18 protein-coding genes and 1 tRNA gene are annotated in these 25,061 nt (G+C 61.6%); all 19 read left to right on the top strand.

The window, feature by feature from the left end:
- Nucleotides 1-243 precede the first annotated feature (243 nt).
- Nucleotides 244-2,124: an asparagine synthase (glutamine-hydrolyzing) gene (gene asnB / locus AAAX31_RS01795; protein WP_349075983.1), complete on the top strand. Its 1,881-nt coding sequence runs from the start codon at nucleotides 244-246 to the stop codon at nucleotides 2,122-2,124.
- Between the two features lie 111 nt (nucleotides 2,125-2,235).
- Nucleotides 2,236-3,798, top strand: coding sequence for a UDP-N-acetylmuramoyl-L-alanyl-D-glutamate--2,6-diaminopimelate ligase (locus AAAX31_RS01790; RefSeq protein ID WP_117774379.1), 1,563 nt, complete (start codon nucleotides 2,236-2,238; stop codon nucleotides 3,796-3,798).
- Nucleotides 3,799-3,905: 107 nt separating this feature from the next.
- Entirely contained in the window at nucleotides 3,906-4,817 is a 912-nt protein-coding gene (locus AAAX31_RS01785) for an HAD family hydrolase (RefSeq protein ID WP_055309432.1), read from the top strand.
- Nucleotides 4,818-4,868: 51 nt separating this feature from the next.
- Nucleotides 4,869-5,753, top strand: coding sequence for a glutamate racemase (gene murI / locus AAAX31_RS01780; RefSeq protein ID WP_035137557.1), 885 nt, complete (start codon nucleotides 4,869-4,871; stop codon nucleotides 5,751-5,753).
- A gap of 54 nt (nucleotides 5,754-5,807) precedes the next feature.
- Nucleotides 5,808-6,533: a ribonuclease PH gene (rph, locus tag AAAX31_RS01775; RefSeq protein ID WP_117848021.1), complete on the top strand. Its 726-nt coding sequence runs from the start codon at nucleotides 5,808-5,810 to the stop codon at nucleotides 6,531-6,533.
- Nucleotides 6,534-6,676: 143 nt separating this feature from the next.
- The gene (rdgB, locus tag AAAX31_RS01770) at nucleotides 6,677-7,318 is read left to right on the top strand and encodes an RdgB/HAM1 family non-canonical purine NTP pyrophosphatase (RefSeq protein ID WP_117802906.1); all 642 of its coding nucleotides are present in this window, start codon (nucleotides 6,677-6,679) and stop codon (nucleotides 7,316-7,318) included.
- 3 nt (nucleotides 7,319-7,321) lie between these two features.
- The gene (dtd, locus tag AAAX31_RS01765; RefSeq protein WP_022094897.1) at nucleotides 7,322-7,768 is read left to right on the top strand and encodes a D-aminoacyl-tRNA deacylase; all 447 of its coding nucleotides are present in this window, start codon (nucleotides 7,322-7,324) and stop codon (nucleotides 7,766-7,768) included.
- Nucleotides 7,769-7,951: 183 nt separating this feature from the next.
- Nucleotides 7,952-8,248: a Veg family protein gene (locus AAAX31_RS01760; protein ID WP_006234957.1), complete on the top strand. Its 297-nt coding sequence runs from the start codon at nucleotides 7,952-7,954 to the stop codon at nucleotides 8,246-8,248.
- A 2-nt stretch (nucleotides 8,249-8,250) separates the two neighbouring features.
- On the top strand, nucleotides 8,251-9,147 hold the full coding sequence (gene ispE, locus AAAX31_RS01755; protein WP_250786733.1) for a 4-(cytidine 5'-diphospho)-2-C-methyl-D-erythritol kinase: 897 nt from the start codon (nucleotides 8,251-8,253) through the stop codon (nucleotides 9,145-9,147).
- A gap of 49 nt (nucleotides 9,148-9,196) precedes the next feature.
- Nucleotides 9,197-9,273, top strand: a tRNA-Pro gene (locus AAAX31_RS01750).
- A 112-nt stretch (nucleotides 9,274-9,385) separates the two neighbouring features.
- Complete coding sequence (gene tatA, locus AAAX31_RS01745) at nucleotides 9,386-9,661, top strand: twin-arginine translocase TatA/TatE family subunit (RefSeq protein WP_022094895.1); 276 nt, start codon at nucleotides 9,386-9,388, stop codon at nucleotides 9,659-9,661.
- 106 nt (nucleotides 9,662-9,767) lie between these two features.
- Nucleotides 9,768-10,238 carry a transcription elongation factor GreA gene (greA, locus tag AAAX31_RS01740; RefSeq protein WP_006234960.1) on the top strand — a complete coding sequence of 157 codons (471 nt, stop codon included), beginning with the start codon at nucleotides 9,768-9,770 and terminating at the stop codon, nucleotides 10,236-10,238.
- Nucleotides 10,239-10,317: 79 nt separating this feature from the next.
- On the top strand, nucleotides 10,318-12,282 hold the full coding sequence (lysS, locus tag AAAX31_RS01735) for a lysine--tRNA ligase (protein ID WP_250786735.1): 1,965 nt from the start codon (nucleotides 10,318-10,320) through the stop codon (nucleotides 12,280-12,282).
- Between the two features lie 429 nt (nucleotides 12,283-12,711).
- Complete coding sequence (locus AAAX31_RS01730; RefSeq protein WP_216596217.1) at nucleotides 12,712-14,280, top strand: threonine/serine exporter family protein; 1,569 nt, start codon at nucleotides 12,712-12,714, stop codon at nucleotides 14,278-14,280.
- 313 nt (nucleotides 14,281-14,593) lie between these two features.
- Entirely contained in the window at nucleotides 14,594-15,142 is a 549-nt protein-coding gene (locus AAAX31_RS01725) for a hypothetical protein (RefSeq protein WP_022094319.1), read from the top strand.
- A gap of 281 nt (nucleotides 15,143-15,423) precedes the next feature.
- Complete coding sequence (locus tag AAAX31_RS01720; RefSeq protein WP_250786736.1) at nucleotides 15,424-19,863, top strand: acyl-CoA dehydratase activase; 4,440 nt, start codon at nucleotides 15,424-15,426, stop codon at nucleotides 19,861-19,863.
- Entirely contained in the window at nucleotides 19,847-20,536 is a 690-nt protein-coding gene (locus AAAX31_RS01715; protein WP_055309426.1) for a TetR/AcrR family transcriptional regulator, read from the top strand. The genes AAAX31_RS01720 and AAAX31_RS01715 overlap by 17 nt, the downstream gene beginning before the upstream one ends.
- Before the next feature lie 192 nt (nucleotides 20,537-20,728).
- Nucleotides 20,729-23,371 carry an ATP-dependent Clp protease ATP-binding subunit gene (locus AAAX31_RS01710; RefSeq protein WP_195520834.1) on the top strand — a complete coding sequence of 881 codons (2,643 nt, stop codon included), beginning with the start codon at nucleotides 20,729-20,731 and terminating at the stop codon, nucleotides 23,369-23,371.
- Between the two features lie 214 nt (nucleotides 23,372-23,585).
- Entirely contained in the window at nucleotides 23,586-25,043 is a 1,458-nt protein-coding gene (locus tag AAAX31_RS01705; RefSeq protein WP_250786737.1) for an aminoacyl-histidine dipeptidase, read from the top strand.
- Nucleotides 25,044-25,061: the final 18 nt, after the last annotated feature.

Genomic DNA, 25,061 nt, shown 5'->3' with positions numbered 1-25,061 from the left:
CTCCCTCCATCGCGGGCCGGGGGATTCCGGCCCCTCTGGGGTTGCCTACCCGGATTCGCGCCTCAGGACTCAGCGCAACGCGTTGCGCTGAGTCCTGAGGCTGTTGCAATGAAAATGAGAATCAAGGCAGCGGAGCTGATTCAGTTGAGATTGCCTGAACATTCCGCCCCTCTTTACGCCCTCGGGTATACTCAAAAGCTACTGATTCGATTTGATGCCCAGCAACAGCAGAGGGGATAGTATATGTGCGGTTTTGTCGGTTTTGTCGGTGGGACGGATAACCAATCCGAGGTGCTCACCAAGATGATGGACCGCATCGTCCATCGCGGTCCCGACATGGGCGGTCAGTTTATCGACGGCCGCGTTGCCCTCGGCTTCCGCCGCTTGTCGATCCTCGACCTGACCGAGGCCGGCGCTCAGCCCATGGCCAATGAGGACGGCAGCGTCGTCATTGTCTTCAACGGTGAGATCTACAACTTCCAAGAACTCCGTTCCGAGCTCGAAGCCAAGGGCTACAAGTTCCATTGCGGCGCCGACACCGAGAGCCTCCTGCACGGCTACGAGGAGTGGGGCGAGGCCGTCCTCGATCGCCTGCGCGGTATGTACGCCTTCGTCATCTGGGACAAAAAGAAGAACAAGCTTTTTGGCGCCCGCGACATCTTTGGCATCAAGCCGCTTTACTACTATCCCATGGCCGATGCGGGCGACGGCGCTCCGGGCGTGCTCTTTGGTTCCGAGATCAAGAGCTTCCTGGACTACCCGCACTTCCACAAGGCGGTCAACAAAAAGGCTCTGCGTCCGTACATGACGCTGCAGTATTCGGCAACCGAGGAGACCTTCTTCGAGGGTGTCTACAAGCTGCCGCCGGCGCACTACTTTACCGTCGATATCCCGACCGGCAAGATGAACATCGAGCGCTACTGGGATTGCGATTACTCTGCCGTCGAGAAGCCGTTCGAAGAGTATGTCGATGAGCTGGACGAGGTCGTGCACGAGAGTGTCGAGGCCCATCGCATCGCCGACGTCAAGGTCGCGTCGTTCCTCTCCGGCGGCGTCGACTCCAGCTATATTGCCGCTTGCCTCATGCCCGACAAGACCTTCTCGGTGGGCTTTGACTACAAGAACTTCAACGAGACCAACTACGCCAAGGAGCTTTCCGATAAGCTCGGCGTCGAGAACGTCCGCAAGATGATTACCGCCGACGAGTTCTTCGGTGCGCTCGAGGACATCCAGTATCACATGGACGAGCCGCAGTCCAACCTGTCTTCCGTGCCGCTGTGGTTCTTGGCCGAGATGGCTCGCAAGGACGTCACCGTCGTGCTTTCGGGCGAAGGCGCCGACGAACTCTTTGGCGGCTACGCCTACTACGAGGATACGGTCCCGGTGCGCAAGTACAAAAAGATGGTGCCGCTGCCCATCCGTCGCGCGCTCGGTAACCTGGCGCTGCATATGCCGTACTTCAAGGGACATAACTTCCTGGTCAAGGGTGCCGAGATCCCCGAGAAGTCGTTCCTGGGACAGGCTCTGGTATGGCCGGAGCGCGAGGTCGACGGCGTGCTCAAGCCCGAGTACAACACCGGCGACGGCGCCTTCGAGCTCGCTGCACCCATCTACGCACGCGTGAAGGGTCAGCCCGAACTGGTCAAGAAGCAGTACCTGGACATGAACATGTGGCTCCCGGGCGACATTCTGCTCAAGGCCGACAAGATGTGCATGGCGCACTCGCTGGAGCTGCGCGTGCCCTTCCTGGACCGCAAAGTCATGGAGTTCGCCGAGCACATTCCCGATCGCTACCGCATCAACGAGAACGGCAACAAGCAGGTACTCCGCCACGCTGCCAACAAGTCGCTGCCCGATGAGTGGGCCACCCGTCCCAAGGTGGGCTTCCCGGTGCCGATTGTCTACTGGCTGCGCGAGCAAAAGTGGTACGACTATGTCAAGGAGTACTTCACCGCGCCGTGGGCAAGCGAGTTCTTCAATACCGGCGAGCTCATGCACCTGCTCGATCTGCACTTTGCGGGCAAGGGCGATTTCCAGCGCAAGATCTATACGCCGCTCGTGTTCCTAGTGTGGTACAAGCGCTTCTTTATCGACGAGGACCAGCCCGCTGTTCAGGCTGCCTAGCCTCGGCTTACGAACGCCTGCGCGTAACGGCTCCTCCGGGAGCCGTTTTTGCGTGGGTGCGTTTCAGTTACTATAAAACCGTCCCTGCCAAATGGCTGAGAAAGGTGAAAGATGCACCATTCGGATTCCGCGACCGTGACCACGGTCGATACGCTTGCCAAGCTTCTCGATGTGTGCGGCGAGCTGCGCGCATCAGAGCAGGTTGACGAGCGCGCCGTGACCGGCTGCTCGTTTGATTCGCGCGCGGTCTCGGCAGGTGACGTATTCTTTTGCAAAGGTGCTGCCTTTAAGCCCGCGTTTTTGAGCATGGCGCTCGATGCGGGCGCCGTCGCATTTGTGTGCGAGGAGTCGCTGGTCGAGTCTCTGGAGCCGCTGGCGCAGGAGAGCGGTGCTGCGATGCTGGTTGTTGATAGTGTTCGCACGGCCATGGCCCTGTTGCCGCCGGAGGTCTACGACCGTCCCGACCACGACGTCAAGATCGTGGGCATCACCGGCACCAAGGGAAAGACCACGGCCGCTTTTATGCTCCAGTCCATCATCAAGGCGGCGGGCGAGTCCTGCGGCATGATCGGCTCGGTGAGTACCGACGATGGTATCGAGTGCTACGAGAGCACCAACACCACGCCCGAGGCCCCCGAGGTTTGGCGCCATATCGCCAACTGCCGCACGTCCGGTCGCCAGTCCATGGTCATGGAGGTCTCGAGCCAGGCGCTCAAGTACCAACGCGTCGAGAATCTGCCGTTTGACGTGGCGTGCTTCCTCAACATCGGCCGCGACCACATCTCGCCGATCGAACACCCCACGTTTGAGGATTATTTTGAGAGCAAGCTTAGGATCTTTGACCAGGCAAAGACCGCCGTGGTGAATCTGGGCACCGATGAGGTTGACCGTGTGCTAGAGGCAGCGTCGACGGCCGAGCGCTTGGTGACCGTTGGCGTCGAGCATCCCGAGGCAAGCCTGTGGGCGAGCGATGTCCGCATGCTCGGCTTTAACATCGAGTTCAACTTGCACGGCATGAGCGCCGACGAGCCCGAGGCGGGGGAGAAGGTCCTGCTGGGTATCGCGGGCGACTTTAACGTGGAAAACGCGCTGGTCGCTATCGCCGCTGCGCGCGAGATCGGCATCGGTATCGAGGCTATCAAGAAGGGCCTCTCCAAACTGCGTGTGCCGGGCCGCATGGAGGTCGTGGAGTCGAAGGACGGCCGCGTGATCTGCGTCGTTGACTATGCGCACAACCAGCTTTCGTTCCGTTCGCTTTTCTCGTCGGTCAAGCGCGCGTTTCCCGCTAGCCCCGTCATTGCGCTGTTTGGCGCCGCCGGCGGCAAGGCGCAGGAGCGCCGCGAGCAATTGCCACGCGAGGCCGCACCGTATTCCGACCTGATGATCTTTACGAACGAGGATCCAGCTCACGAGGACCCGATGAAGGTCTGTCGCGAGCTTGCCGAGCATGTTCCCGACGATACGCCGAACAAGATCATCCTCGACCGCGAAGCCGCTGTGCATGCGGCGTTCAAGGCGGCGCGCGAGGAGTACGTCAACCCCGATGCTCCCACCATTGTCTTGCTGCTGGCAAAGGGTGACGAGGAGCTCATGCACGTGGGCGACGAGTTCGTGCCCATCGAGAGCGACCTTTCGCTGGCCAATCGCCTGATCGATGTTACCCAGTTTGACTAATGAACCATGATGGCGGCGGCGCCCTGAGTGCGCTGTCGCCATAAGCGTGTTCCCTCAATCAAAACATGCCGTCCAAGTCCAAACCCTTCTACGTAAACGGAGTAACCATGTCCCACAATACCCTGCCGACCGTTGCCGAGCTTTCGGGCGAGATGCGCGAGCGCTTGGCCAAGGTCAAATACGTCTTTACCGACCTGGATGCCACGATGCTCGCACCCGGCTCGTGCGTGCTACGCGACAACGACGGCAACCCCTCGACCAAACTCGTCGAGGCCGTCGTGGCGCTCGCTCGCGCTGGTATTCAGGTGGTTCCCACCTCGGGCCGCAACCGTACCATGATCCACGAGGACGCGCGCGTGCTCGGTCTCAACTCCTACATCGGCGAGATGGGCGGCCTGGTCATGTACGACCTCAAAGCCAACGATTGGGAGTATCTGACCGGCGACATGCCCTACGACTCCTCTTGCGGCCTCACGCCGCACCAGGTGATCGAGCAGACCGGCGTGTGCGAGAAGATCCTCGCCCGCTGGCCGCACAAGATCGAGTATCACAACGACATGTCGACCGGCTACAAATACCGTGAGGTCACCGTCGGCATGCGCGGCGATGTGCCCGACGATGAGGTTCAGGCCATCCTGGACGAGGCCGGCTGCGGTCTGATCTGGGCTTGCAACGGCCATCTGACTCACCTGTCCAAGCCGACGACGCTCGAGCTCGATCGCGTCGAGGACGGTCGCGCATTCAACATCAACCCCGCGGGTCTCAACAAGGGCGTTGCCATCGCGCGCTTCTGCGAGCACCTGGGGATCGAGCGCGAGGAGACGCTCGCGCTCGGCGATTCCGAGTCCGACTTCTACATGGCCGATCACGTGGGCACGTTCTGCCTGGTCGAGAATGGCCTGACGAGCGCCGGCGCGCCCGAGTTCCTGGCTGCTTGCGAGAACGCTTTCGTTACGCGCGGCAAAATTGTCGACGGTTGGGCGGCGACGGCAGAGCTGCTGGTCGCGGCGCGTTCGTAGCGCGGCGCCGCCGCACTTGGACATGTCTTTTCGAGAGAGACTGGTGAGGTAATGTCCGATATCGAGAATCCGGCAGGCGACACGCGCCCGATTGGCGTGTTCGATTCTGGTTTGGGCGGTCTGACGGTTGCGCGCGCGATTGCGACGGCGCTGCCGCACGAGTCCGTCTACTACTTTGGCGACACCAAGCGCTGCCCCTACGGCACCCGCACCGAGGATGAAGTGCGCTCGTTTGCGTTGCAGGCGGGTCGTTGGCTTTCGAAGCACGACGTCAAGATTATGGTCATCGCCTGCAACACGGCGACCGCTGCGGCCTTGCGTCTGGCCCAGCAGGTGCTCGACGTTCCCGTGATCGGTGTGATCGCGCCGGGTGCCCGTGCGGCAATCAACAGCACGCGTACGCGTCGCGTGGGCGTGCTCGCCACCAACCTCACTATTCGCTCGGGCGCCTACACGCGCGCCATTCAGGACCTGGATGCCGGTGTCGATGTATACGGCTGTCCTGCCTCGAGCTTTGTCGAGGTTGTCGAACACGAGCTCGCCTCGGGTGCACATCTGCAGGAACAGTGGCTTGAGAACGAGGACATCTTCGATACGCCTGCTGTGCGTGCGCTGGTGGGTGCCACGGTTGAGCCGCTACGCGACCACGGTATCGATACCGTGGTGCTCGGCTGTACGCATTTCCCGCTGTTGGTGGGACCTATCCGCCATGCGCTGGGGCCTGGGGTGCGCGTCGTAAGTTCCGCCGAGGAGACTACACGCGAGCTGACCGATATCCTCACACGCCGCGAGCAGCTGGCGGGCGACGCCGCCGAGCCGCAGCATCGTTTTGCCACGACGGCCGATAACATTGCCGAGTTTGCGGTGGCGGGCAGCTTTATCTTTGGTCAGCCGCTCAAGAGCATCGAACATATCGATATCGATGAGCTGAAATAGATGTAAGGCAGCTGCCAGAGCCTTCGCCACATCTTTTGCCGAAAGGAAATTTCTATGGAGTACATGCAGGTCAACCGCGCCAACGGTCGCGCCGCCAACGAGTTGCGCCCCGTTAAGCTCACCCGTGGCGTCATGAAGCACGCTCACGGCTCGTGTCTGGCCGAGTTCGGTGACACGCGCGTGCTGTGCGCCGCCACTATCGAGGAGGGCGTGCCGGGCTGGCGAAAGGGAGCTAAGGCCGGCTGGGTGACCGCGGAATACGCCATGCTGCCGGCGTCGACCGGCAAGCGCTGCAAGCGCGAGCACGCCAACCGCAAGGGCCGCTCCATGGAGATCGAGCGCCTCATTGGCCGCAGCCTGCGTACCGTCGTCAACATGAAGGCGCTCGGCGAGTACACCGTCACCGTCGACTGCGATGTGATTCAGGCCGATGGCGGCACGCGTACAGCGAGCATCACCGGCGCCTGGGTGGCGCTGCACGACGCCCTCGCCATGTGGGTCGAGGCGGGCAAGATCGAGCGCATCCCGCTTATCGGCCAGGTGGCTGCCATCTCCATGGGCGTTGTCGACGGCAACACTCTGCTCGACTTGGATTATTCCGAGGACAGCCATGCCGAGGTCGACATGAACCTCGTCGCCACCGACACCGGTGAGATGATCGAGCTCCAGGGCACCGGCGAGCAGGCGCCCTTCGACCGTAAGCGCCTCAACGCCCTGCTCGACCTGGGCGACAAAGGTATCGCCGAGCTCATCGAGCTTCAGCGCCAAGCCCTCGCCTAACCTACCAAAAAGGGACAGGTTTAATTTGGTAGGTTTTATCTGCGGAGACGTCTAGGCACAAGACAGCCGTTGATTGAGAGGGGAGAGGCAGAGGCCCTCGTCGCCCTCGGCGCGGCATTGCTATAGAGACAAGGAGACCACTCATGGCACTTGAGAAGATCGACATCGACACCCTCGACCCGGCGGCGACCATCGTCGTGGCAACGGGCAACGCCCATAAGCTCACTGAGATCGAGGCCATTTTGGGCAAGGTTATGCCCGAGGTGCGCTTTGTAGCGCTCGGCCAGCTGGGCGATTTTGAGGATCCCGAGGAAAACGGCACGACGTTTTTGGAGAACGCCATCATCAAGGCCCAAGCCGCGGTCGAAGAGACGGGGCTCATGGCCATTGCCGACGATTCGGGCTTGGTCGTTGATGCCCTGGACGGCGAGCCGGGCGTGTATAGCGCGCGCTATGCGGGCGTGCACGGCGACGATGCCGCCAACAACGCCAAGCTGCTCGTTAACCTGGAAGGCGTGGCCGACGAGGATCGCACCGCGCGCTTTATGAGCGTCGTTGCGCTCATCGACACGGACGGTTTGGTCACCTATGGTGAGGGCGCCTGCGAGGGCACTATCGCACACGAGGGCCGCGGCGATCACGGCTTTGGCTACGACCCGCTGTTCCTGCCGGTCGACACGCCGGGCAAGACCATGGCCGAGCTGACGGCTGACGAGAAGAACGCCATCAGCCATCGTTTCCACGCGCTCGAGCATCTGTCCGCCAAGCTGACGGGCGAGGAGTAGACCGTGCGTGCGGTGGTGCAGCGCGTGCTCAACGCCGGCGTGACGGTCGACGGCGAGTGCGTGGGCCGCATTGGACGCGGCTACCTGGTGCTGCTGGGTGTGGGCCATGGCGATACGCGTGCCGAGGCCGACAAGCTGTGGGGCAAGCTCCGGGGCTTGCGCATTAACGAGGACGAGAACGGCAAGACCAACTTGGCGCTTGCCGATGTCGACGGCGAGGTGCTCGTGGTGTCGCAGTTCACGCTGTTCGCCGACTGCCGCCACGGTCGCCGCCCATCGTTTACGGATGCCGGCGCCCCCGATGTCGCCAACGAGCTCTACGAGTACTTCCTGACGCTTGTGCGCGAGGACGTCGAGCACGTAGCGCATGGCATTTTCGGCGCCGATATGAAAGTCGATCTTGTCAACGACGGTCCATTCACCATCGTCCTGGACACCGACAACCTTTAGGTTACGCGGTTTTACCAAACCGCGTAACAACTGGTCATGCGAGATTGTCGTCTGGTACGTATTTGGGACGGGGCTTATTTAGCTACTTGCGTATGGCGGCAGCAGGGTGCTATAGTATTAGAGTTTTGTCTATCTTAGGGGTATTATCCCCTTTTTGAATTGCACCTTCTGGAGGCCCTGTTCATGGAAGAGATGGAAGTCAATCACGTCGACGACATCCACGAGAAGCTGACCGATATGGTGGGCGATCGCGTCAAGGTTAAGGCCAACATGGGCCGCACCCGCGTCGTCGAGCGCATGGGCACCATCAAGAGCGTCCACCCCGCCGTCTTTATCGTCGAGGTTGACGAGCGCCGCGGCCGCAAGTCGCGTCAGTCCTACCAGTATATCGATGTCCTCACCGGTCAGGTCGAGCTGTTCGACCCTGAGAGCGGCGAGCATATCTTTACCCCGCTCGGCAATCAGCTCGAGGAGCATTAACGGTGACCGATCGGTCCCTGACTCTTTCCGCGCCGGCAAAGATTAACCTCTACCTGGGGGTTCATACCGAGCGCGATGACCGCGGCTACCACAGGGTCGATTCCCTGATGGCGGCCGTCGGTCTTTCCGATACCGTGACGGTCACGCCGGCGCAGGCGCTGACCGTCCAGACGGTTCCAGCATCAGATTTTCCCATGCAAAAGAATACGGCGTATCGGGCTGCGGTTGCTATGGCCGAGCATTATGGTCGCGAGGCAAACATCCGCGTGACGATTGAGAAGCGCATTCCATTGTGCGCCGGCTTGGGCGGCCCCTCGACGGATGCGGCCGCGGTCATTGTCGCCTTGGCGGAGCTCTGGGGCATTGATCGCACCGACCCAGCGCTCGACGACATTGCGCGGGGCATTGGTGCTGACGTCCCGTTCTTTTTGCACGCGAGTCCTGCGTTCTACGTAGGTGGGGGAGACGTGCTGGCAACTGAGTACCCCGCGCTGCCCGTGACGCCCGTCGTGCTGGTTAAGCCGCGCGAGGCGAGCGTTTCGACAATTGAGGCCTATCGACGTTTTGACGAGGCCCCGGTGCCTGCGGACAAGCCCGGCGCGATAGCTTCTGCCTTGCGTGCTGGTGATGCCGAGACGGCATATGCGCTCATCCATAACAACTTGGGTGTCATTTCCGCACAGATGGAGCCGCAGATTCAAACGGTTCTCGATTGGCTGCGTAAACAGGACGGAACCGTTGCTGTAGATGTGTGCGGATCGGGTGCCTGCTCGTTTGCCATTTGCGACACCGCCGCCACGGCCGAAAGGCTTGCCGACGCTGCCCAGCAAAACGGCTGGTGGGCCTGCACGACGGAGCTCATTCCCAACACGGTTCGCGTCGAAGTGCCAAAGAAATAAAAATTTCTCTAGCATGCGGCGAAAATCTTTGTTACTATAGTCGAGCTAACGGGTTGTGGCTCAGTTTGGTAGAGCACTGCGTTCGGGACGCAGGGGTCGCTGGTTCAAATCCAGTCAACCCGACCAGAGCATGAGGAGGGACCGCTTCTTGCGGTCCCTTTTTTTAGCTATTGTTGTGATACCGCGATACCCGCGGTATACTCATTCGAGCTTGTCTCGCTGTATTGTGGAGGTCTACATGTTTGGACTGAGGGCTCCTGAGCTCATCATTATTCTCGTCGTTGTCCTGATTATCTTCGGGCCCAAGAACCTGCCGAAGCTCGGCAAGTCCCTCGGCTCTACCGTCAAGAATATCCGCGAGGGTATGGAGGGCGACGATAAGGCCGAGACCAAGCAGGCCGAGGAGGTCGTGGTCGAGCAGTCCGAGGAGGACAAGGAGATCGCTGAGCTCGAGGCCAAGCTCGCTGCTGCCAAGAAGAAGCAGGCAGAGGACAGCGACGCGGACGCAGAGTAGTCCCATCCCTTTGGGGTGAGCACCTGACCGGCTTGCCCGCAGGCTAGCCGGTCTTTTTCGTTTTGTTGACAGTTGATTGTTTGATCAGAGTTGGGGAGATATCCGTATGGACGCAAGCCAGATCGTACTGACCGCTGAGGGCCGCCAGAAGCTCGTCGAGGAGCTCGCTTGGCGTGAGGGCGATTACGCCAAGGAGATCGTCGAGGACATCAAGGAAGCCCGCGCGTTCGGCGACCTTTCGGAGAACTCCGAGTACGACGCCGCTAAGGACAAGCAGGCCCAGAACGCCGCTCGTATTGCCGAGATCCAGGCCATCCTCGCCAACGCTCAGGTTGCTGCCACCACGGGCGACCTGACCGTCTCCATCGGTTCCACCGTTTCGCTGATTGATCCCAACGGCGAGGTCATGGAAGTCACGCTCGTCGGTACCACCGAGACCAACTCGCTCGAGCACAAGATTTCCAACGAGTCTCCGGTCGGTCACGCCATCATTGGTCACGGCGAGGGCGACTCCGTCGAGGTCGTTACGCCTTCCGGCAAGACTCGCGTCTACACCATCGCCAAGATCGCACGCTAGACCACGGTCCCGCGTAAAGGTATGTTTTCGCTCCCTGGGACCGAATCCTGGGGAGCGTTTTAGTTTGAGGAGCTAACTTATGGCAGAGAACCAGAACGCCGCCGATCAGGCATCGACGCTCAACGACGAGCGCGCCACCCGCCTGGCCAAGCGCGCCGCCCTGTTCGAGGCGGGCCAGAACCCCTATCCCGAGCACTCTGAGCTTGAGGACTACGTCGCCGATATCGAGGCTAAGTACGCCGAGCTTGCCGATGGCGAGGACACCGAGGACATCGTGAAGATCGCTGGCCGTGTGGTCGCCAAGCGCGGTCAGGGCAAGATCATGTTCATCGTCGTGCGCGATGCGACTGCCGAGATTCAGCTGTTCTGCCGCATCAACGACATGGACGAGGCTGCCTGGAGTACGCTCAAGGCCCTCGACCTGGGCGACATCCTGGGCGTGACCGGCGTGGTCGTGCGCACCCAGCGTGGCCAGCTTTCCGTTGCCCCTAAGAGCGCGACCCTGCTTGCCAAGGCCGTTCGTCCGCTGCCCGAGAAGTTCCACGGTCTTTCCGACAAGGAGACCCGCTATCGCCAGCGCTATGTCGACCTGATCGCCAACGACGACGTTCGCGAGACCTTCCGTAAGCGTTCGCAGATTCTCTCCACCTTCCGTCGCTTTATGGAGTCCGACGGCTACATGGAGGTCGAGACCCCCATCCTGCAGACCATCCAAGGCGGCGCTACTGCCAAGCCGTTCATTACCCACTTCAACGCGCTCGATCAGGAGTGCTACCTGCGTATTGCCACCGAGCTGCACCTCAAGCGCTGCATCGTCGGTGGTTTTGAGCGCGTGTTCGAGATCGGCCGCATCTTCCGTAACGAGGGCATGGACCTTACCCACAACCCCGAGTTCACCACGATGGAGGCCTACCGTGCCTTCTCCGACCTCGAGGGCATGAAGGCACTCGCCCAGGGCGTCATTAAGGCGGCTAACAAGGCCATCGGCAACCCCGAGGTCATCGAGTACCAGGGCCAGACCATCGACCTTTCTGGTGAGTGGGCCAGCCGTCCCATGACCGACATCGTCTCCGATGTGCTCGGCAAGCAGGTCACCATCGACACGCCGGTCGAGGAGCTTGCTTCCGCCGCGCGCGAGAAGGGCCTGGAGATTAAGCCCGAGTGGACCGCCGGCAAGATTATCGCCGAGATCTACGATGAGCTGGGCGAGGACACCATCGTCAACCCGACCTTCGTGTGCGATTACCCCATCGAGGTCAGCCCGCTTGCCAAGCGTTTTGAGGACGACCCGCGCCTGACGCACCGCTTTGAGCTGGTTATTGCCGGCCACGAGTACGCCAACGCGTTCTCCGAGCTCAACGACCCGGTCGACCAGGCCGAGCGCTTTGCCGCCCAGATGGCCGAGAAGGCCGGCGGCGACGATGAGGCCATGGAGTATGACGAGGACTACGTGCGCGCCCTCGAGTACGGTATGCCTCCCGCGGGCGGTATTGGCATTGGTATCGACCGCGTGGTCATGCTGCTTACCAACCAGGCTTCTATCCGCGACGTGCTGCTGTTCCCGCACATGAAGCCCGAGAAGGGTTTCCAGTCCGGTGCCGCTGCCGCCAAGGCTGCCGAGGCCGGCAACGCCGCGAACCCATTCGTTAAGTCGCTTAAGCCCACGCTCGATTACTCCAAGATCGCCGTTGAGCCGCTGTTTGAGGAGTTCGTCGACTTTGATACCTTCTCCAAGAGCGACTTCCGCGCTGTGAAGGTCAAGGCATGCGAGGCCGTCAAGAAGTCCAAGAAGCTGCTGAACTTTACGCTCGACGACGGCACCGGCACCGACCGCACCATCCTCTCCGGTATTCACGCTTATTACGAGCCCGAGGACCTGGTTGGCAAGACCTTGCTCGCCATCACCAACCTGCCTCCGCGCAAGATGATGGGTATTCCCAGCTGCGGCATGCTGATCAGCGCTGTCCACGAGGAGGAGGGCGAGGAGCGCCTCAACCTGATCCAGCTCGACGCCTCCATCCCCGCCGGCGCAAAGATGTACTAACTTGTTACGCGGTTCTACGAACCGCGTAACGGCTCGACGCTGCGCGGGCCGCATTTGGACAATCTGACGTTCAACTTCAAGGGCGCGACCTAGGTGGTTACGCGGGTTTGCCAACCCGCGTAACCAGTTGACGCTGCGCGCCGCCCAGGGCGACAATTTGTCATTCAAAAGGCAAGGCATGACCAGAAGGTCTATGCCTTGCCTTTTTCATGCCAACTTGTTCGCCCTGGACGTCGCTCGCTGTCCGTCCTCTACCTGCGGCGTTGACTTGGTTGACACTTAGAACATCGATGTAGTCATTGGGGACGTTCTTAAACGACTGCCCAACGGCTGTTGAGCACATGGCTCGCATGACAGTCGTCTCTTTTATGTTTCCTTTAGCCGTTGCTGCCTAGGATGGGGGTTAGTCGGTAGGAAGGGAGCGTCTATATGGACGACGCGAGCGAGCGTTCAATCGAAGAGGACATGCTCGATCAGTTCAATTACTTTGATGATGAGGACGAGGAGCTGATCGACCGTCGCGAGCCAGCGCCGCTTGATTCCTTTGATCTGGTCGATGAAGAGACTGATGAGGTTGAGGACGAATCAACGGAGCCCCCACAGCCTTCGCGCCTTGACTCGCTGCTTTCGAGAGCCCCCATGCACCACGGCGTTCGTGCCGGCGCGCTCCATATGAAAACTGACTGGCACCAGATCGTGACGGCAGGCGATGAGCTTGCCGTCGATGCGCCGCTCACCGATAAATCATCCATCATCTGCCGCACCGGCATGCTTATGCTGGCAAGCGGAACGGGTGCCTGGCGCGTGCGCGATACCATGAATCGTGTTGCCGCCGTACTCGGTGTCACCATCCACGTTGACTTAAGTCTTCTGTCGTTTGAGTGCACCTGCATCGAAGATGGCCACTGCTTTAACGAGGTTGTCAGCCTGCCCACAACGGGAGTCAATACCCATCGCATTTGGATGATGGAGAGCTTCTTAAAGGAAATCGAGACGTATGGGCGCCGGTTTACCGTGCACGAATACCACGAGATGCTCAAGACCGTTGAGAGTTCAAAACCCGATTACTCTCCCTGGCAACAGGGCCTTGCGGCAGCTTGTGCTTGCGGCGCCTTCGTCTTTTTGCTCGGCGGCGGCCCTATCGAGATGGCCTGCGCGTTTGTGGGCGCGGGTGTCGGCAACTTTGCCCGCTCCCATATTCTCAAGCAAGGCCTTGGTCAGTTCAGCGCGCTGACGACCGGCGTTGCGCTCGCTTGCGTTTCGTATCTGCTGGCATTGCTCGGCCTTGGCCAGGTCATACCGGGGGCAATGTCGCACCAAGAAGGCTATATCGGCGCCATGCTCTTTGTGATTCCCGGCTTTCCGCTCATTACGGCGGGCCTCGACATCGCCAAGCTCGACATGCGAAGCGGTATCGAGCGCCTTTCATATGCCGTATCGATTATTGTGATGGCGACCCTCGTAGGTTGGATGGTTGCCGAGTGTGTTGGCCTGGCGCCGGACGACTTTGCCCCACTGGGCCTTTCGCCGCTTGCCCTTACGCTCCTGCGCGTGGTGATGAGCTTCGTTGGCGTATTCGGCTTCTCGGTGATGTTCAACAGCCCGGTAAAGATGGCCGCGGCAGCTGGGTTGATCGGCGCCGTGTCCAATACCCTGCGTCTGACCCTTGTCGATGCGCCGACGATGATTCCCTTCCTGGGCCTCAGCACGGGAATGCCTCCCGAGGCAGCAGCGTTTATCGGCGCGCTGGTATCGGGGCTGCTCGCAAGCTTGGCTGAAGTCAAGCTCACCTACCCGCGCATCGCCCTCACGGTGCCTTCGATTGTCATTATGGTGCCGGGCTTGTATCTGTATCGCTCGATGTATTACATGTGCACCTTCGACACGGTCAATATGCTCGGCTGGTTTGTGCGCGCAGTGCTCATCGTAGCGTTTCTGCCCGTTGGACTGGGTGTGGCGCGTACGCTCACCGACCCTCGCTGGCGCCACACCAGCTAATTGGTACAAGGGGGACAGGTTACTTTGCACCAAATGAGTTGCGGTGAAATAGGGACTGAATTGCTGCTTAAAGGGTCAAAACAGTCCGTATTCCACCGCAACTTATGGGGTCGGGGGATTATCGGTGCCCTGCATCTTCATAAACTCAACGCTTACGAAGCGCATGCGTTTCGTGCTAGGCTGGTTCCACCACATAAGTAGTCGCAGACGCGCGTACCACGGGCGGGCGAGATGAAGTTCCAACAGCTCCATCTTGCCCGCCCGTTTTTGTTGCGTGGCGCCGCGGTACAACACAGAGAGGAATCTGCCCTTTATGCCTATCAACAAACGAGAGAGCCTGCTGTTCACCTTTATCATGTGCTTTTGCATGGTGCTCTGGATGAGCATCTACAACGTTGCCCTGCAGCACGGGGCCATCAACGGCGAGGTCGTTGCCACTGCGTGGCTCGGCTTCCCCGTTGCCTACATTTTTGCCATGTGCTGCGACTGGTTCGTCGCCAGCCCGCTCGCCAAGGGTTTCGCCTTTAAGTACTTGGTCACGCCGGGCAAGAGCTCGCCACTTGCCATGACGCTCGCCGTCAGCTCCTGCATGGTCGTTCCCATGGTCATCATCATGTCGCTGTACGGTGCCTGTGAGGGTCTGACGCACATGCCCGGCGGCATCCTTGCGAACCTGTATTCCGTGCCCGCGATCTGGATGATCAACATCCCGCATAATTTTGTGATGGCGCTGCCGTGGAACCTTTTGGTAGCCGGTCCGATTTCCCGCTTCGTCTTCCGTCGCGCCTTCCCTGTGGGGACGGTTTTCGAGGAGGAGCATGCCGAGCTCTTGGAGCAGGCTATGGCTCCTGAGTGCGAGTAGCTCGCTTAGGGATCTGCTGAGCGCGGGCGACTTGCTTGGTTGGAGCCCAAAGCGTGGATAGCTCTCTCGGCGACATCGCGGGCGTGAGCGGTGCGCATGACCGGAGGGCCCGTGCTGCTCCGTTGCCCGACGTGCTAGCGCGCAGAACAATCTGTTGGTGCATTCGGCGGCTGCTGAAGCGTTTCGGCAGCCGCTTTTTATACGGAGTTTAAATACAACAGTCTGTTGTATTACGTAGAGTGGTATATCTCTAGCGGGAAAAATGCGAGAGACGGAGCATTATGGCGTTGCTAGTAGGACTGGACGTAGGGTCGACGACGACCAAAGTTTACGCGATGCACGAGGATATGACCGAGGCGTGGTGGGGATATCGCCGCCACGGGGCGTGTCAGACAGCGAGCGTGCGCGCCATGCTCGGCGAGCTCGCCGAGCGCTTTCCCCATGAGTCACTGCGCGTTGCGGTGACCGGCTCGGGTGCGCGCGATATCGCGACCGCGCTGGGCGCCTCGTACGTTCAGGAGGTGGTCGCCAACGCGCTCGCGATCAGCAGGTTCTATCCGCAGACGCGCTGCGCCATCGAGCTGGGCGGCCAAGACGCCAAGATGATCTTCTTCCGCACCAACGATAAGGGAGACATCGAGGTTGCCGACATGCGCATGAACGGCTCGTGCGCAGGCGGTACCGGTGCATTTATCGACGAGATGGCAAAGCTCATGGGGGTCGGCACCGAATCGGGCGAGTTCGAGCAGCTCGCAAGCCGGGGAACGACCGTCCACGAGGTCTCGGGCCGCTGCGGCGTGTACGCAAAGACCGATATCCAGCCGCTGCTCAACGAGGGCATTCCTACCACCGACCTGGCGCTTTCGGCGCTTCACGCGGTCGCCCGCCAAACGATCGGCGGTCTGGCCCAGGGTATCGACATCGAGCCGCCGGTAATCTTCGAGGGCGGTACGCTCGCCTACAACCCCACACTGGTCCGCGTGTTCCGGGAGCAACTGAATCTATCGGACGATCAGGTTATCGTCCCGCGCGATCCGCAGATCATGGTCGCGCGCGGTGCCGCCCTGTCGCTGACCGACATGTTCGCATCGTCCCAACCGATCGACCTTCCCGACGCTTTTGTCCGGCTGGATAAGCTCGAGACGGTCGCGCCCGCAAGCGGGGAGGGACGTCTTGCCCAGCCCTTTTTTGCCACACCTGCCGAGCAGGCGGATTTTACGGCACGCCATGGCAAAGAGACGCCGGCAAAGGGTCCGGATGCGTATGCGCCCGGAGAGACGGTGCGTGTGGCGCTCGGTATCGATTCGGGGAGCACGACGACCAAGTTCGCCCTGGTCGATGAGGCGGGTGAGCTTGTCGATTCGTTCTACGCGTCTAATAACGGCAGACCGCTCGACGTCGCCCAACAGGGTCTTGTCAGCTTGAAGAACCGCTGGGAGACAGCGGGAGTCACGCTTGCGATCGATGCCGTGGGCACCACGGGATACGGCGAGGAGCTTTTCGCGCGCGCGTTCCACGCCGACTACCATACGGTCGAGACGGTCGCGCACGCCCGCGCCGCGTGCGCATGCGTTCCCGATGCGACCTTCGTGCTCGACATCGGCGGACAGGATATGAAGGCCATCTGGCTCAACCACGGCGTGCTGACCGATATCGTCGTCAACGAGGCGTGCTCTGCGGGCTGCGGCTCGTTCCTCGAGGGTTTTGCCAAAAACCTCGGAATAGCCGTTGAGGATATCGCGACCGAGGCATTTTCGTCCAAAGCCCCCGCCGTTCTCGGCAGCCGCTGCACGGTGTTCATGAACAGCAGCGTCGTTTCCGAGCAGCGGCGCGGTAAGGGTCCGGGCGACATCATGGCCGGTCTCTGCCGCTCGATTATCGAGAACGTGTTCACCAAGGTCATTCGCGTTTCAAATCTCAACCGTCTGGGCGACAAAGTCGTCGTCCAGGGCGGCACGTTCCGAAACGACGCGGTGCTGCGCGCATTCGAGCAGTATCTGGGCAAACCCGTCACGCGTGCGCCCCACCCGGGGCTGATGGGCGCTATCGGTATCGCCCTGCTCGCGCGCGAGGAATGCCGCAAGGGCGACGCCGGCACGTCGTTTATCGGGCTCGATGCCGTGGAGCGCTTCGAGCATCGCGAGTTCGGCGGCGTTACCTGCCGTCGGTGCAACAACCGCTGCCAGCGCGCGGTCGTGGCATTTGGCGACGGCTCGCTTTACGTCACGGGCAATCGCTGCCCGCGCGGCGGCGCCATCTCATGGGATGAGCTCGTGCGCGAGGTTCCCGCGGCGGAGGAGCTGCGTCCGCAGGGTGCTTGCGAGGCACAGGCACCCGGCACGGGGCGCGACCGGACCGCGGCTGCCCCCAATCTCTTTGTCGACCGCGAGAAGCTGCTGTTCGAGTCGTACCCCACGGTTCCCGTCAGCGGGGGGCGCGATGTCACGATCGGCATTCCCCGTGTGCTCGAGTTCTGGGACACCATGCCGTTCTGGTCGACGTTCTTCAGCACGCTCGGCTTTAAGGTGCGCGTCTCGGGACGCAGCACCAAGGCGATGTACGAGCGCGGTCTGGCGCACGTCACATCCGACACCGTGTGCTTCCCGGCCAAGCTCGTCCACGGGCACATCCGCAATCTCGTCGACGCCGGCGTCGACCGCATCTTCATGCCCATCATCACGACGGTGCCCACCGAAAACACCGCCTCTACCAGCGAGTGGATGTGCGCCGTCGTAAAGGGATACCCCTACGTGATGCGCAATTCCGATAACCCGGAGGAGCGTTTCGGCGTTCCGTTCGATACGCCGCTGTTCCACTGGTACGACGAGGGCGACCGAAACCGCCAGCTCAAGGCGTGGTGCAAGGAGACCTTCGATATCGATGCCGACCTGGTTGCCAAGGCGACCGAGCAGGCGGACCGCGCGCAGGAGACGTTTGAGAACCAGCTGCAGCTGCGCGGCAGGCAGGTGCTCGAGAACGTGCACGAGGACGGCGGCTACGCGGTGGTGATCGCTTCGCGCCCGTACCACAACGACCCGCTGGTCAACCATGGGCTGCCCAAGCTCTTCTCTGAGCGCGGCATCCCCGTGCTGACGCCCGATGCGGTGCCGGGGGTCTGCAACGTCGATCTTTCCAACAGCCGCATCGACATCGTGAACAACTATCATGCGCGCATGCTGTCGTGCGCGGTCATCGTCGCATCGACGCCCGAGCTCGAGCTCGTGCAGATGGGCAGCTTCGGCTGCGGCCACGATGCGTATCTCACCGACGAGATCGCGCGCATGATGGGCGAGATGGGCTCCAAGGTTCCGATGATGATCAAGCTCGATGAGAGCGACGTCGCCGGTCCCATGGGCATTCGCGTGCGTTCGTTTATCGAGTCGGTCAACCGTCGTCGCGCGGAGGAGCGTGCCGAGGGCGCCCGGGTGCACGCGGTCCATCCGCTCGACGACCCGTATAAGGTCAAGTACACCAAGCGCGACCGGCACGACAAGATCGCGCTGGTCCCCAACACCTCCCATGCGTTCTGCAGGCTCATGACCGCGGCGATGCGCAATCAGGGCGTGCGCGCCGAGGCCCTTGATATCGGGCGCGAGGATGCCATCCGCCTGGGCAAACGCTATGTGCACAACGACATCTGCTTCCCCGCGCAAATCGTGATCGGCGAGGCGCTCGCGGCACTCGAGAGCGGTAAGTACGACCCGCACGACGTCGCCGTGGTGACTGGCAAGTATATCGGCGACTGCCGCCTGACGCACTACATGCCCCTGCTGCGCCGCGCGCTCGACGACGCGGGATACGACTATGTCCCGGTGCTCACCAACGACGACGTCGATGCCCACAATGCGCATCCGGGCTTCAAGCTCGGCCTTGGCCCGAGCATCCAGATCGCCTACGGTCTTCCCATGATCGATGCCCTCGAGGCCATGCTTAGGCGCATCCGTCCCTACGAGCTCGAGAAGGGCGCGGCGGACGCTGCGTTCGACCGCGCGCTCGATGAGGTTATCGAGGGCATGGAGCGCTCCGGGCTGAGAGGCCAGGCGACGGGCTTCAAACGCGCGCTTGCGATCATGGACGCCGTTCCGTACGACCGCTCGAACCCGCATCCGACCGTTCTCATCGTGGGCGAGTACCTGCTCAATTTCCATCTCGGCGCCAACCACGAGATCGAGCGCTACCTCGAGGACAACGGGCTCGAGGTCATCGAGGCGCGCATGACCGACGTGATCCGCAAGACCTATTTCTACAAGCATGCGCAGTCGCGCGAGTTCCACGTCGACCTGTCGCTGCCCGAAAAGGCCTGGTACGCCACGGCGGACAACCTGTTCGAGCTCGCGCACGACCGTTGCGACCGCCTGGGCGCGGCGAGCCCGCTCTACGAGCCGCCGACGCGCATGCCCGAGCTCGTGCGCGCGAGCGATAAGATCCTGCACCATACGTTCGATGCGGGCGAGGGCGTGCTGATTCCGGCGGAGATTCTCGAGCACGCCAAGCGCGGCTGCCGCAACTTCGTGATCCTGCAGCCGTTCGGGTGTCTGCCCAACCATGTCGTGGGGCGCGGGCTCATCCATGCGCTCAAGAAGCAGTATCCCACGGCGCAGTTCCTACCGCTCGACTACGATCCCGACGTGAGCTTCGCCAACGTGGAGAACCGTCTTCAGATGCTCATCATGAACGCCAAGGCGCAGGGGTGCGGTGAGGCGCATGGCGAGACCGCGTAAGGACGCCGATGCGCCCGATGCACGCACCCGTATCATCGAGGCGTTTTGGGAGCTCATCGAGAACAACAGCATCTTCGAGCTGTCGGTTGGCGAGGTGACCCGCGCCGCCCAGTGCAATCGCGGAACGTTTTACTACTATTTTCACGATTTCGATGAACTCGTCGCCATCGCCATAGCCCAGCTGCTGCAGGATAACGAGCTCATCACCGATGCCCTCTGGCATTTTTCGAGCGAGGGCGACCTTTCGGCGTTCGACCGGCGCGACGTCCGCTGCCTGCTGCGGCGCATCGTCATCACCATGAGGGCGGGTGCCGCCGAGCAGGTCGTGCAGGGCATCCATACGATCATCATCGACCGCGTGAGAGAGATCGTCCACCCCGACGGAGAAGAGCTCAAGGCAGATTCGAGCTTTGCGGTGGGCTTTCTGGTCTCGGGCATCATGGGCTTTGTGATGGCGGTCGGCTTTGCCCGGGAGGGCGGCGAGGAGATAGACCTCGAGCAGCCGGGGGACAGCGCGTGCGCGTACCTGAGGGCGGTCGCCATGCAGACGGTGGAAACGGTCGCGCAAGTCGAGGGCGTCGATACATCCGAGCTGCTCGAACGCGTCTCCAAGGAGGCCGATGCCTATCGCGCATCGCGTGCGACGAGTCCCGACGTGGTGAAAGACGCCTAGGGTTTCTCTTGCGGGGCGCCTGTCGCGCATCGCGCGGTGAGTCCCGCGATGCGGTCATAACCTGCATTCATGTGAGCCGGGTTTATAGATATTCCTCCAGCTGTTAACATAGACAACCTGTGGGTAAAGAGACAAAAGCGCCGCCGACGGGCGGGCGTTTTGATTTCGATGAACTCATGTAAGGAAACGAGCATGTTAGATAGATTTACCGATCGAGCGCGCAAGGTCATGTCGATGGCCAAACAGGAGGCGCTCGATCTGCACTCAAATAAGGTGGGCACCGAGCACCTGCTGCTCGCACTCGCCAAGGAGGACGAGGGCATCGCTGCCGAGGCGCTGCGCTCGCTTGATATCTCCTACGACGACATCATGGACACCCTCAAGGAGGTCCAGACCACGGTTCCCGAGCCCAGCGAGGAGACCGAGGCTGCCAAGCTTGCCTTTACGCCGCTCGTCATTAGCGTGATGGAGCGCTCCTTCCGCGTGGCACGTGAGAACAACCAGACCTACGTGTCGACCGAGCACTTGCTGATTGGCATCGTCGAAGAGGGTAACGGCATGGCCATGGACATCCTCATGCGCCTGGGTGTGTCGTCCGCCTCCATCAAAAAGGCTATCGAGAAACTTACCGCCAAGGACCAGGACAAGAAGCGTCCGCTCGCCGGCGCCGGTGCCGGGCGTCCCGGTGCGGGCCTGCCGTTCTTTAGCGGCTCGGACGCGTCGCAGCAAAAGGGGAGCGGCACCGATACGCTTAAGCAGTTCGCCACCAACCTTACGCAGAAGGCGCGCGACGGCGAGCTCGACCCTGTAATTGGTCGCGAAAAGGAAGTCCAGCGTATGATGGAGATCCTTTCGCGTCGCACCAAGAACAATCCGCTTATCTTGGGCGACCCCGGCGTGGGCAAGACGGCCATCGTCGAGGGCCTGGCTCAGCAGATTGCAGCTGGCAACGTGCCCGAGAACCTTATGAACCAGAACATCTGGACGCTCGACCTGCCGGGCCTCGTTGCGGGCGCCAAGTATCGCGGTGAGTTTGAGGAGCGCCTCAAGAACGTGATCCAGGAGGCCACCGAAGCTGACGACGTCATCCTGTTTATCGACGAGATGCACACCATCATCGGTGCCGGCTCTGCCGAGGGCTCCATCGACGCGAGCTCCATGCTCAAGCCCGTGCTCGCGCGCGGTGCCTTCCAGATTATCGGCGCCACCACGGCCGAGGAATTCCGCAAGTACCTCACCAAGGACCCGGCCTTCGAGCGTCGCTTCCAGACCATCGATGTCGAGGAGCCGAGCGTCGAGGACACGGTCAAGATCCTGACCGCGCTCAAGCCGCGCTACGAGGAGCACCACCATGTGCGCTATACGCAGGGTGCTATCGAGGCCGCCGCGAACCTCTCCGACCGCTACATCCAGGATCGCTTCCTGCCCGATAAGGCCATCGACCTCATTGACGAGGCCGGCGCCCGCGCCCGCATCGCCGCCAACCGCGCGCCCGAGCCGGTGCGCGAGGCCGAGCATCGCGTGGAGGAGCTTAAGGCCGCCGCGCAGGAGGCCACCGAGAGCGACGACATGAACAAGGCCGCCGAGATCACCGAGCAGCAAAAGGCCGCCGAGATTGAGCTCGCCGAGGCCAAGGCTGCCTGGACCGCCGAGCTCGACGCCAGCCCGCTCACCATCGATGTCTCCCAGATTGCCGACATCGTGTCCGTGACCTCGGGCGTGCCGGTGTCCTCGCTCACCGAGAGCGAGAGCCGCCGCCTGCTGCAGGCCGAAAGCGTGCTCAAGACGCGCATCATCGGTCAGGACGAGGCCGTCGAGGCCGTTGCCAAGGCCGTGCGCCGCAGCCGCTCGCCGCTCAAGGACCCGCGTCGCCCCGGCGGCAGCTTTATCTTCCTGGGCCCCACCGGCACGGGCAAAACCGAGCTCGCCAAGACGCTCGCCGAGTATCTCTTTGGCAGCAAGGACGCGCTCATCAGCTTCGATATGTCGGAGTTTGGCAGTGAGTTCGAGGTCTCCAAGCTCATCGGTAGCCCCCCGGGCTATGTGGGCCACGACGAGGGCGGCCAGCTCACCAAGGCCGTTCGTCGTCACCCGTACTCGGTCGTGCTGTTCGACGAGATCGAGAAGGCGCACCCCGATATCTTCAACATCCTGCTGCAGGTGCTGGAGGAGGGCCGCCTGACCGATAGCCAGGGCAAGACGGTCGACTTCCGCAACACCGTGATCATCATGACGTCCAACGTGGGCGCCCGCGAGATTGCGCAGGATGCGAGCGTTGGCTTTGGCACCACCGGCGAGCAGGGTCTCACGTCGAGTGAGATCCGTGGTCGCGCGATGGGCGAGCTCAAGCGCCTGTTCCGCCCCGAGCTGCTCAACCGTATCGACGACATTGTGGTGTTCCAGAAGCTCTCGGGCGAGAATCTCACCAAGATCGCGCACCTGCTGGTGGACGACCTGCGTCAGCGTTTGATTGCCAACGGCATGAACATCAAGCTCACCGATGCGGCCTATGACAAGATCGTGGCCGAGGGCACCGACCTCACCAACGGTGCGCGTCCGCTGCGCCGCGCCATTCAAAAGCTCATCGAGGACCCGCTGTCCGAGGAGCTCCTGGCCGGCGAGTGGGGCGAGGGCGATACCGTCCTGTGCGACGTGGCCGATGGCAAGTTTGTCTTTAGCCGCGGCACGGGCGAGATCCCGGCACCGCGTCCGGCGGGCACGCTTGGTGGCGATACCGCCCCGGCGGTACCGCACACCGGCAACGCCGCGCCCGTGAGCGGCGGCGTGACCTCGGGCCCCGGCGGCATGATGCAAGCCGGTTCCGGCGCGCTGTAGGGCGTGGCGACAATTTGATACGCGCAATCGAGGCGCTCCGGAAAGGGCGCCTCGATTTGTAGAGCTGCGGAAGTTGTGACCGTTACGCTATACGGTCCACCGTTAGCCGATGATGCGAGGGCGCTCGGCGTTTTCGACTGGTTTATGCACGCAAAGTCTGGGAATATACAAGTCGCATGTCTTACTGTCTAACCAGTTGCGCCAAGGAGGCACCATGGACTACAAGATTACCGGCTACGAGCCCGCCCAGCTGTTCCATTTCTTTGAGGAGGTCAGCGCGATCCCCCGTGGGTCTGGCAACGAGAAGGGCATCAGCGATTTCCTGGTTGCGTTTGCCAAGGAGCGCGGTCTCGATGTGTACCAGGACGAGGTCTACAACGTCATCATTCGCAAGCCCGCATCTGCCGGTGCCGAGAATGCCCCGACCGTGATGCTGCAGGGCCACATCGATATGGTGTGCGACAAGTTGGGCTCCGTTGAGCACGACTTTACGACCGATGGTATCGACCTGGTCGTCAAGGACGGCGTCCTCACCGCTAACGGCACCACTCTGGGCGCCGACAACGGTATTGCCGTCGCGCTTATGCTTACCGTGCTCAACGACGATTCGATTACCCATCCGGCCCTCGAGTGCGTGTTCACCACCGACGAGGAGACTGGCCTGGTCGGCGCCGAGACGCTCGACAAGTCCCAGATTAGCGCCCGCACCATGATCAACCTTGACTCCGAGGAAGAGGGCGTTGCCACCGTCAGCTGTGCCGGCGGCGTCGTCGTTACCTACACCTGCCCGATCGCGCGCGAGCACAAGACCGGTAGCACCCTCACGCTCGACATCTCCGGCCTGCTGGGCGGCCACTCCGGCAGCGATATCAACCTGGAGCGCGGCAACGGCAACCTCATCATGGCCCGCATCATCGACCGCCTGATGGTTGCCGGCGAGCCCGCCATCGTTAGCTTTAACGGCGGCACCAAGGACAACGCCATCAACCGTGAGTGCAAGGCCGAGCTGGTCTACGCCGACCACGCTGCAGCCGAGGCCGCGGCCCAGATCGCAAAGGGCATCATCGCCGACGTTACTGCCGAGCTCGAGGTCTTCGACCCCGGCTTTACCTGCACGGTTGAGATTGCCGACAACACTGAGGTCGAGGCCATGGACGAAAAGTCCGCACTTGCCCTTATTCGCGCTCTGCGTCTTGCCCCCAACGGTGTGATCCGCCGCAATGTCGCCACCGACGGCTCCGTCGAGGTTTCCTCCAACATCGGCGTGGTTGCCACCTCTGACGACCAAGTCAAGATCATGCTGTCCCCGCGCTCCTCGATCACCTCGCTGCAGAACGAGTTCAAGGACCGCCTGCAGACGCTGGCCGATGTCCTGGGATTCGACGCCAAGTTTGAGTTCGAGTATCCCGGCTGGAGCTATGCCGAGCATTCGCCGGTCCGCGACATCTTTGTCGAGAGCTATCGCGAGCTCTTTGGCTCCGAGCTACGAATCGAGTCCATTCACGCCGGCCTTGAGTGCGGCCTGTTTGCCGAGGCCCTGCACGGCCTGGACGCCATCGCCGTGGGCCCGACGCTCTCCGATGTCCACACCCCGGACGAGAGCATGGAGCTCGCTTCTGCCGAGCGCTTCTACGAGCTGCTCATCGACGTCCTCAAGCGCCTCGCTGCGTAAAGGTTGCGCTAGCAGCAG

Origin of the sequence: Collinsella sp. CLA-ER-H5 (assembly GCF_040092375.1) — a bacterium.
GTDB lineage: Bacteria > Actinomycetota > Coriobacteriia > Coriobacteriales > Coriobacteriaceae > Collinsella.
The sequence above is the reverse complement of the archived record's forward strand: the minus strand, read 5'-3'. Positions and strand labels throughout refer to the sequence as shown.

Bases quoted from the DNA above. Each gene is read 5' to 3' on its own strand.
- asnB (WP_349075983.1), top strand. From the start codon at position 244: ATGTGCGGTTTTGTCGGTTTTGTCGGTGGGACGGATAACCAATCCGAG.
- AAAX31_RS01790 (WP_117774379.1), top strand. From the start codon at position 2,236: ATGCACCATTCGGATTCCGCGACCGTGACCACGGTCGATACGCTTGCC.
- AAAX31_RS01785 (WP_055309432.1), top strand. From the start codon at position 3,906: ATGTCCCACAATACCCTGCCGACCGTTGCCGAGCTTTCGGGCGAGATG.
- murI (WP_035137557.1), top strand. From the start codon at position 4,869: ATGTCCGATATCGAGAATCCGGCAGGCGACACGCGCCCGATTGGCGTG.
- rph (WP_117848021.1), top strand. From the start codon at position 5,808: ATGGAGTACATGCAGGTCAACCGCGCCAACGGTCGCGCCGCCAACGAG.
- rdgB (WP_117802906.1), top strand. From the start codon at position 6,677: ATGGCACTTGAGAAGATCGACATCGACACCCTCGACCCGGCGGCGACC.
- AAAX31_RS01760 (WP_006234957.1), top strand. From the start codon at position 7,952: ATGGAAGAGATGGAAGTCAATCACGTCGACGACATCCACGAGAAGCTG.
- tatA (WP_022094895.1), top strand. From the start codon at position 9,386: ATGTTTGGACTGAGGGCTCCTGAGCTCATCATTATTCTCGTCGTTGTC.
- greA (WP_006234960.1), top strand. From the start codon at position 9,768: ATGGACGCAAGCCAGATCGTACTGACCGCTGAGGGCCGCCAGAAGCTC.
- lysS (WP_250786735.1), top strand. From the start codon at position 10,318: ATGGCAGAGAACCAGAACGCCGCCGATCAGGCATCGACGCTCAACGAC.
- AAAX31_RS01730 (WP_216596217.1), top strand. From the start codon at position 12,712: ATGGACGACGCGAGCGAGCGTTCAATCGAAGAGGACATGCTCGATCAG.
- AAAX31_RS01725 (WP_022094319.1), top strand. From the start codon at position 14,594: ATGCCTATCAACAAACGAGAGAGCCTGCTGTTCACCTTTATCATGTGC.
- AAAX31_RS01720 (WP_250786736.1), top strand. From the start codon at position 15,424: ATGGCGTTGCTAGTAGGACTGGACGTAGGGTCGACGACGACCAAAGTT.
- AAAX31_RS01715 (WP_055309426.1), top strand. From the start codon at position 19,847: ATGGCGAGACCGCGTAAGGACGCCGATGCGCCCGATGCACGCACCCGT.
- AAAX31_RS01710 (WP_195520834.1), top strand. From the start codon at position 20,729: ATGTTAGATAGATTTACCGATCGAGCGCGCAAGGTCATGTCGATGGCC.
- AAAX31_RS01705 (WP_250786737.1), top strand. From the start codon at position 23,586: ATGGACTACAAGATTACCGGCTACGAGCCCGCCCAGCTGTTCCATTTC.